Genomic DNA, 9,083 nt, shown 5'->3' with positions numbered 1-9,083 from the left:
AGGCTGCATAAACATCAATTAACCAGCAGGGTCCACGGCGCGGATGACCAGGTGCCCGCTGGCCTTGTCGATGACGGTCTTGGCCTGGTGGGTCAGGCCGCGGGCGGCGATGCGCCGCCAGGCGCCCTGGTCGCGGTCGCCTTGCCAGCGGCAGGACTGGTGGGGGCAGACGGCCCACTTCCAGCCTGGGGTGGTGGGCTTGTCGGGGGCCTTGCGATGCTGCAGCGGTGTCAGGCACTGGGGGCAGTGCTTCGAGGTGTTGCGCGCAGGCGTGGTGACCACGGCGATACCCGCCTCGGCGGCGAGGTGCCGCATCCGGTCGATGATCTGCCCGCGGACCTGCTGGGACAGCCGGGTGTTGAGGGTGGCGCCCATGCCCCGGGCTTCCAACGATCGCAGGTCTTCGACGTAGACGACGGTCGCCCTGGCGGCGATCGCCTGGTCCACGGCCCAGCGGGCGGCAGCCCACGCGAGCGCGGCGTTCAGGTTGGAGCGGCGGGCGGACACGTGGTCAATCTCGTCGCGCAAGACCGCATGTTTGCCGGCGAGTTGATGCTGCTCGTCACGGCCGGTGAGGCGTTGGTAGTGGTCGGCTTTGGCGTGCAGCCGCTCACTGTGACGGCGTAGGCGGTGCTGTTTGGCGAGGATGCCGGCGGCCCGGAACTGGCCACCGGCCCCCAACGCGGTGATCCGCCCGTCCTCGTGGAGCCGCAGGGCTCCCGCGCTGAGGAGGGTGTTGAGACCCCAGTCCACGCCGATCGCCACCGTGTGGCCGGTGCGCTGGGCTTTCGGCACCGGGTGGCTGTATGCCAGGTCGGCGTGCACCTGCCGTCCGGTTACGCGCAGGGTGGGCAGGTGCAGTATCGCCGAGGCCGGGACCGTGGGCGGCAGGCTGATCGGACAGGCCACCCACGTCCAATCCCGGTACGTTCGCGGATCTGGGCGGGTGGGCAGCTGCAACCGCAGCAACACCCTGCCCGGGTTGGTGTCGCTGCGTTCGATGCTGGCCTGCTGCCGGTCACACGCGGCCAGCAGCAGCATCCGCGCGACCCTTGGGACGCCTTCGAGCTCGAACACGTCCACCGGCAGCCGCCCATTGGCGGCAAGGAACCTGGCGGCCTGCCGGGTGCGGGACTTGATGACGCTCGACGGTAGATGCTCCCCGCCCGGAACCGCCTTGCGTACCTGCTCCCACTCCTGCGCGGTGCGTCGACGCGGATCGGCCGGCCACGTCGCCAACACACCGGAGGTCAGGCCCGCACGCCACGACGCCGAACGCAGAACACGCCCAGCCTGCTCCTGCGCCATCCGCACGACCCGGTCATTGACCCTCACACCCTCAGGCGCGGTGGCGGTCCAGCCCAAGCGTCGCAGCGCCATCCACGCGTTCGACGGAAGTTTCCGGCCACCCGCGTCGTGTCCGGAGGCCAACACCTCCACATCCGCGCAGTTCCACCGCTCCGCCAACAGGCCGGAGACCATCCCCGCCACCAGGTCGGCACACCAGCCAACACGTTGCGCAAGCACCGCCTGCGACAGAACCTGACCGCTCTCCTCGTCCACCCCTGACCGGAGCAAAGCACGGGCGCAAGCGGTACGGGAAGTCTCGCCGTCGGCCAGCGGCAGCTTTCCGGTCACCGACTCATCGCCCCGCCATCGATCCAGGAGAACCCGCGATCACGACCGGCCCACATCACCGGAATCTCCCCCGAACCAGCCCAAAAGCGAGACGCCACCGTCCACACGGCTAACCTAGGATCACCGACGATTCCTAATCAAGTTGGTCAGCCTGTCGTCGCAGTCCCTCGCGCTCGTGCGCAATGTCTGGATCCGCAGACCGGTTTCGTATCCGTACGCATCAAGGCGTGGGACGCCAACGGGAACCCGGTCGAGCAGACCCTCATCCGGGCGTACGTCGCACGGTAGGACGAGTCCTTCATGCACCGGCCGGATCGGGTTCCGGCCGGGGCACACGGAGCTCATCCGGCCGGTGTCCCACCCGGCATGGCGGTGCGGGGACCGGGCCGGAACGGCTGCGGCGGAGCGTGTACCAGGTCACGAGGTGGGTGACCACGCCCCAGCAGGCCGGGGTTGCCGCAGCGTGGATAGGGTGTCGCGCATGTCAGGGGCAGCGCAGCCGGCGGAGTCGGGAGCCGCGCGCCCCCACCGGCTGCGCATCCACCTGCTCGGCGGGTTTCGCGTCGAGCGAGAAGGTGGCCGATCGGTGGCCGAGCAGTGGCGCCGTACCGGTGCTCGCACGCTGGTCAAACTGCTGGCCGTCACGCCCGGTGGGCGACTGCACCGCGACCAGGTGATGGAAGCGCTGTGGCCGGACATGCCGTACGAGGCGACGCTGCGGAATCTCCGGGTGACCCTGCACGCGGCGCGGCACGCCCTCGAACCTGAACTGGCACCACGCAGCCCGTCGGCGTACCTGCACACCGAGGGTGAGCTGATCTGCCTCGACCGGGACCTGATTCTGATCGATGTCGACGAGGCCACGACCGCTGCCGCGCATGCTCTCGCGACCGGTGACCGGGCGGCGCTCGTCTCAGGGCTGACCGCGTTGAGCCATGAGCTGCTGCCCGAGGACCGGTACGCATCCTGGGCCGAGGAGCGCCGGCGTCAGCTGGTGGCCCTGCGTAGCCGGATCGTCCCGGCCCTCGCCACCGTGTTGGCCCAGGCCGGCGAGACAGACCAGGCAGTGGAGGTGCTGCGCGCCGAGCTGGAACGGGTTCCGGCCGCAGAAGAGCTGCACCTGCTGTTGGCACGGGTGTTGCTGGATGCCGGACGGCCGAGGCAGGCCGTGCGGCAGTACCACGCGGCGCGCGACGTGCTCGCGGAGGAGTTGGGCGTTCCACCCGCGGCCGAGTTCCAGGCACTGCTGCGGGAGGCGCTGGACACCCTGACGTCCCCACGAACCGGGACGGACCGGACGGCGATGCCGTTGCCGCCGGTGCTCCGCCACCCGCACGATCAGCCGTTGATCGGTCGCGCGCGTCCACTCGCTCTGCTCATCGCACATGCCACCGACGCCGTCGGCGGCCGTGTGCGGCAGGGCGATGCGCCGCTGGCGTTGGTGGCGGGGGAGGCGGGCATCGGCAAGACCCGTCTTGTCGCGGAGGTGGCCAGGCAGGCCGCCATGGCGGGAACCCAGGTGCTGTGGGGTACCTGCCACACAGCCGAGGGGAAGACTCCGTACGGGGTGTTCGTCGATGCGCTCGACAGCTATCTCGCCGCATGTCCGGCGGTGGAGCGGGCGATGGTCGCCGCCGAACATCCCGGTCTCGCTGCCGTCCTGACCACCCTCGGCGAAGCGCCCACCCGCGCAGGTAGCCCCGAAGAGGAACAGGCCCGCTTCTTCCGGTCCGTGAGCGCGCTGCTGACCGATCTCGCCGCCGCTCGGCCGCTTCTGCTCGTCCTCGACGACCTGCACGCCGCCGATCCAGCATCCCTGCGTTTGCTGCACCATCTCATCCGTACCGCCCAGTCACGGCGCTGGCGGCTCGTCGCGACCCTCCGGGGCGACGAACTACCGGCCGGTGACGCGCGTCGCCTCATCCTGGACACGGTCGCGGAGCAGGGGTTGGCGGTCGAGGTCGAACTGCTCAGGCTGAGCCGAGCCGACTGTGCCCGGCTGGTCGGAATTCCGCCGCAGCGGGCTCGGCGCATTTACGAGTTGTCCCGAGGCAACCCGCTGTTCGCGCTGGAACTCGCCACCGCCGGCGAGGTGCGGGGCGTGCCCGACGGGGTGCGCAGACTGGTCAGCGGGCGGCTTTCCCAACTGCCCGGCGAGGCCCGCGCGGTGCTCGGCGCCCTCGCCGTCGGCGGCGGTGGCGCGATCTCCGTCGCCGAACTGGAGGCCGTCGCGGTTGCCGGGCTCCACCCGCCCCTCGGCGGCCCCGCCGTCGCCGCCGCGCTCGACACGGGGGTCACGGCCGGCTTCATCGTGGAACGCACGGTCACGGCACTCGGACGCCCGGTGACCGGCTACGCGTTCCGTCACCCGCTGGTCGAGCTCGCCTGTGCCGAAGGGGTAGGTGCTGCGAGCCGGCGGCAGCTGCATCGCGCGTACGCCGAGGCCGTGCTGGTCCAGCGTCCTGACGCGGTGGAAGCCGCGGCCTTCCATCTCAGCCGGGCCGGCGACCCGCGCGCCGCGCACTGGCTGCGCCGTGCTGCCGAACGTGCCGCCAGCCTCTTCGCCAACGACAGCGCCTGCGCCTACTACGCCGATCTGGTCGCGCGCCTGGAGCCGGACGACCCGGCCGCGGCGGCCGCCGCCCGGCTCGACTGGGGTACGGTGCTGCGCCGCAGCGCCCGTTATCAGGAAGCGGAGGAGGTGCTGCGGGCAGCGCTGACGTCGTACCGGCAGTCGGGTGACAGCCGGAGCATGGTGCGCGCGGCGATCGCTTTGGCGGAGGTGCTCGGCCGGGCGCTCCGGCCGCAGGACGGGCTGGCGGAGCTGGAGTCTGTGCGGCATCTCCTGGCCGACCGACCGGGCGACGGGGGCAGCCTGTACGCCGATCGAGTCGACCTCGAACTGACCGTCGGGACGATGCATTTCGGCTCCGGGCAGTACGTCGACGCGTTGGCCGCGCTCACCCGTGCCGAGCGTGCCGCCCGACAGCTCGACGAGGCGGCGATGCTGCTCCGGGTCGCCCGGATCGAGTGCGTCCGCGCCGCATGCCTGCTGGTCACCGGTGAACTCGGGGCGGCGTCGGAGGTGTGTGAGCAGGCCTTGCGGCTGGCCGAGCGCTGTGACGACATCTCGCTGTTGGCACGTGCTCTGTCCATTATGGGCGAACTATCCCGGGAGACCGGTCGGCTGGACGTGGCCCGCGACTGCGCGCGGAGGGCGGTGGCGGCGGCGCGCCGGATGGGTGACCCGGCCGTCCTCGCCATCGACCAGAGCAACCTCGCCGCGATCGAGCTGCTCCTCGGCGAACACCGGAGGGCGCAGGCCCTGGCGACATCCGCGGTACGGCTGGCCCGGTCACTTGGCCGGTCCTGGGCGTTGCCGCCCGCCCTGGCCAACCTCACCGAGATCCTGCTGCGAACCGGCCGGACGGACGAGGCACGAGCGGCGCTGGTCGACTGCGAGCGGGCGGCTCGGGACGCCGACGACCCCCAGGTGCTGGACCGGGTCCGCGTGCTTGCCGCAGAGTTGGCCGCCGAGCCGGATGCCGCCTCCGGCGCGGGCGGTTGACGGACGAGGTACGCCACCACGGCCAACCGAACGGTCGCCGTCGTCGTCGCGGTAACTGACTTGTAACTGCCGCCTTCTACGGTTCGGCGCGCCACACCGCCCCACCACCACCCGAGGTAGCCCATGCATCCGGTCCATGCCGTCGTCGACGCCGGCGGCGAGCCCTGGCCGAGGGTGCGGGACGCCCTCGAACGGCACTGCCACCGCTTTGCCCCCGGATGTCTGGTGGAGCTGCTCACCGAGGACCCCGCGGTCCCCGGCGAAGTGGGCGCGTGGTGCGCGGCGGGCGGCGGAGAGCTGCTCGCCGTCGACGAGAGCGGGGTTCCCACGGTGCTCCGGATACGGACCGTGGGGCTTTCGCACAGCTAATGGAATCCGGAGGATTGATGAGACATCCCACCCGCTCACGATGGATTGCGGGGCTGGCCGGCCTGGCGATCATCGGGTGGCCGGCGCTTCCCGCGTCCGCCGAGCCCAGCCAGTCGGCCGCTGCCGCCCCATTCGCGGCGAACAGCACGACGATCACCCTGGTCACCGGCGACCGGATCACGGTGACCACCGCCGCCGACGGCAGCCGGTCCTACAGCGCGGAGCCAGCGCCCGGCTCCGCGCCCGGCACCTTCCTCGCCCGGACCGACGTGAACGGCGAGACATTCTTCTACCCCAGTGACGTGATCGGACAGGTCGGCACCCGGCTCGACCCGCAGTTGTTCAACGTCACCGGACTGCTGCGTGACGGCTACGACGACGCGCACCGGGACACCCTTCCGCTGATCGTCGAACGCAACACCAAGGCAGCGGCCAAGGCGAAGGCCGCAGCCGACGACCTGCTGACCGAAGGACACGACCTGCCCTCCATCGGGGCCAGCGCGGCCACCCTGGACAAGGACGACGCCGACGAACTCGGCGAGACGCTGGACAGCTTCAGCCGGATCTGGCTGGACGGCAAGGTCGAGGTGGACGCCCTCGACCGCAACCTGACCCAGGTCAAGGCACCCGAGGCGTGGGCGGCGGGCCGCACCGGCAGGGGCGTCAAGGTCGCGGTGCTGGACACCGGCGCCGACCCGAACCACCCCGACCTGACCGGCCGGATCAGCACCTCCGCGGACTTCACGGGCAAGGGCAACTCGACCGACGGGCAGGGCCACGGTACCCACGTCGCCGCGACCGTCGCGGGCAGCGGTGCCGGCGCGGTCGGCATCCGCTCCGGAGTCGCCCCGGACGCCGACCTGATCGTCGGCAAGGTCCTCGACGACAACGGCGACGGCTACAACTCGCAGATCATCGCGGGCATGGAATGGGCCGTCGCGCAGGGCGCCCGGGTCGTCAACATGTCGCTGGGCAGCGGCCCCACCGACGGCAGCGACCCGGTGTCCACCGCGCTGGAGCGGCTCACCACCGAATCCGGCGCGCTGTTCGTCGTCTCCGCCGGCAACAACGGTCCCGGCGTCGGCACCGTCTCCGCCCCGTCAGTCGCCCCGCACGCCCTGTCGGTCGCGGCGGTCGACTTCGCCGGTGGCACCGCCACCTTCTCCAGCCGGGGACCGGCTCGGGCCGTCGGACTCGTCAAGCCGGAGATCGCCGCGCCTGGCGTCAACATCGTGGCCGCCCGCGCCGCCGGGACCAACATCGGCACCGTCCAGGCCGATCCGAACTACACGGCGCTGAGCGGTACGTCGATGGCGGCCCCGCACGTCACCGGCGTCGCGGCGCTGCTCGCCGAGGAACACCCGGACTGGAAGGCCGACCGGCTGAAGTCGGTACTCATGGGGACCGCGGCGGCCCCGCCGGCTTCGCAGTCGATCCACGAGGTGGGCGCCGGCCTCGTCGACGCCGAGGCCGCCCTGTCGCAGCCTCTCTTCGCCTCCGCCGGGTCGGTGGCCTTCCCCAGCGACGAGGGCACCACCACCCGCACGGTGACCATCACCAACACCGGCGCCGCCGAGACCACCATCAACCTCGCGGGCACCCTCGCCCGCGCCGGCGCGACCACACCCCCGGGGCTACTGACCGTCACCCCGGCCACCGTCACGCTGCCCGCCGGCGGCTCCGGAGAGGTCACGCTCACCGTCAACAGCACCGGTACGCCCACCGGAACCTACAGCGGCGCGCTGATCGCGACCCCCGCCAACGGCGCTGAGGCGCTGCGCGTCCCGCTGCTGCTCGACCGGGCCAGGACCGTGAGGATCTCGACGCTCGACCGTGACGGCAACCCAGCCGCGGCCCAGGTGACAATGCTCAACACCGACAGCGGTGCCGCCATCACCGCGAACATCCCCCCGACCGGTACCGCCGAGGTCCGGGTGCCCGACGGCCCGTACGTGGTGGTCGGCACCCTCCGCATGACGGTCAACGGCAACTTCGCGGGCGCGATCCTGACCAAGGACAACCCGGTGGACTCGGACACCATCGTCCTCGACGCGCGGGAGACCGGCCGCTGGACCGTCACGGTGGATGACTTCGACACCCGGCCCGAGCTGGTCGCCGCCAACCTGCGTCGGATGACGAAGGACGGCAGGTACTGGACCGGGCACAGCGTCCTGCTCGGTGGGGCATACGGCCCGTTCAGCAGGGACGCGCTCTGGATCAGCCCGACCAACGGCACCATGGACGGCACGGTCGGCCGTTCGGAGCGCTGGCGGCTGGCGGACGCGGACAGCGACCACCTGAAGGGCGACAGCGATCTTATCTTCGACCTCACGTTCGCCGACGATGAGGTGCCCGCCGACCCCGCGCACCGGCTCCGCAGGAAGGATGTCGAGGACCTGGCCAAGGTCCGCACGACATACAAGGGCTACAACGAGGAGCATCGCTACCAGGAGGGCAGCACCGTCTACGGTCCCGGCCTGGTCGCGCTCAACGTCACCTCGCCGTCGTATCTGAGCGTGCCGAGGATCCGTACCGAGTACATCGCCGCGCGGGACACGCAGTGGATGAAGCTCACCTACCGCGCCAAGGACCGGGTCGAGCTACGCAACCCTCCGGCGGTGTACACCTACCGACCCGGCACCATCAGCAGTGACACCTGGTTTGCCGGGCCGCTGATGACCCGCGCCCAGGCCACCATGACGGGGGCTCGACTGCAACTCAGCATGAACGACGCCGTTGACACCGAGGGGCGGGTAGTCGACTATGCCGACTTCAGCCTCCCGCAGAAATGGTCGTCCACCACCCGGCTCTACCGCGACGGCGTACTCGTCGTGGACCGGGGCTCCAGGATTGACAAGACCTTCGAAAACGCCGGCCCGGCCTCCTACGTGCTGGAGCGTTCCTTCACCTCGGGTGGCGTCTTCCCGCTCGGCGGCGAGGGCCAGACCAGGTGGACCTTCCGCGCCGATGGCTCGTCGGGCACAGTCACGCCGGTACGGCTGCTCAACGCTGCTGTCACCGCCGACCTGGACCTGCGCAATCGGGCCCGCGCCGGCCGGCCGTTGAACCTCAACATCAGCGTCACCGGCGGCTCGATCGAGCTCCGTGACCTGAAGGCCTGGGTGACCGCCGACGGCGGCGCCACCTGGAGCGAGGTTGACGTGCGGAACGCGGGCAGGGACAGGTACGCCTTCACCGCACCCCGCTCGTCGCTCGTCGCGGGTAGCTTCCTCGGCTTCCGCATCACCGCCGAGGACGCCACCGGCACCTCGATCGACCAGTCACTGCCGCGGGCCATCCCGGTCACGCGCTGACAGCGGTTCGTGTTCCCTTCCGTCCCGACGGAAGGGAACACGCCCGTTTCACGGCGCCCGTGTCTGCCGCGTCCGGGAAACGCGGCGTCGACCATCGCCGCAGCCACGGGGGCCAGCGGCGGCATCGCATGTTCGATGAGGCCGGCCGATGCTTTCGGCGCACCGAACCGGAAATTCGAGGGGTTCTGGCTCTC

General features: G+C 71.1%; 4 protein-coding genes. 3 read left to right on the top strand and 1 reads right to left on the bottom strand.

Annotated features, from left to right (window positions below):
- Positions 1–18: 18 nt before the first annotated feature.
- Positions 19–1,638: a zinc ribbon domain-containing protein gene (locus ACY34I_RS26060; protein WP_462757651.1), complete on the bottom strand. Its 1,620-nt coding sequence runs from the start codon at positions 1,636–1,638 to the stop codon at positions 19–21.
- 481 nt (positions 1,639–2,119) lie between these two features.
- Here ACY34I_RS26060 and ACY34I_RS26055 point away from each other — a divergent pair, with 481 nt between their 5' ends.
- From ACY34I_RS26055 to ACY34I_RS26045, 3 genes are all read left to right on the top strand, one after another.
- Complete coding sequence (locus ACY34I_RS26055; RefSeq protein ID WP_462757650.1) at positions 2,120–5,206, top strand: ATP-binding protein; 3,087 nt, start codon at positions 2,120–2,122, stop codon at positions 5,204–5,206.
- A 123-nt stretch (positions 5,207–5,329) separates the two neighbouring features.
- The gene (locus ACY34I_RS26050) at positions 5,330–5,575 is read left to right on the top strand and encodes a sulfurtransferase TusA family protein (RefSeq protein WP_462757649.1); all 246 of its coding nucleotides are present in this window, start codon (positions 5,330–5,332) and stop codon (positions 5,573–5,575) included.
- Between the two features lie 17 nt (positions 5,576–5,592).
- Positions 5,593–8,889, top strand: a complete 3,297-nt coding sequence (locus ACY34I_RS26045; RefSeq protein WP_462757648.1) for a S8 family peptidase — start codon at positions 5,593–5,595, stop codon at positions 8,887–8,889.
- The last annotated feature ends 194 nt before the right edge of the window (positions 8,890–9,083 follow it).

The organism is Micromonospora sp. RTBAU3-60 (assembly GCF_054963695.1).
Note: the sequence above shows the minus strand (reverse complement) of the source record. Positions and strands in the feature narration are given on the sequence as shown.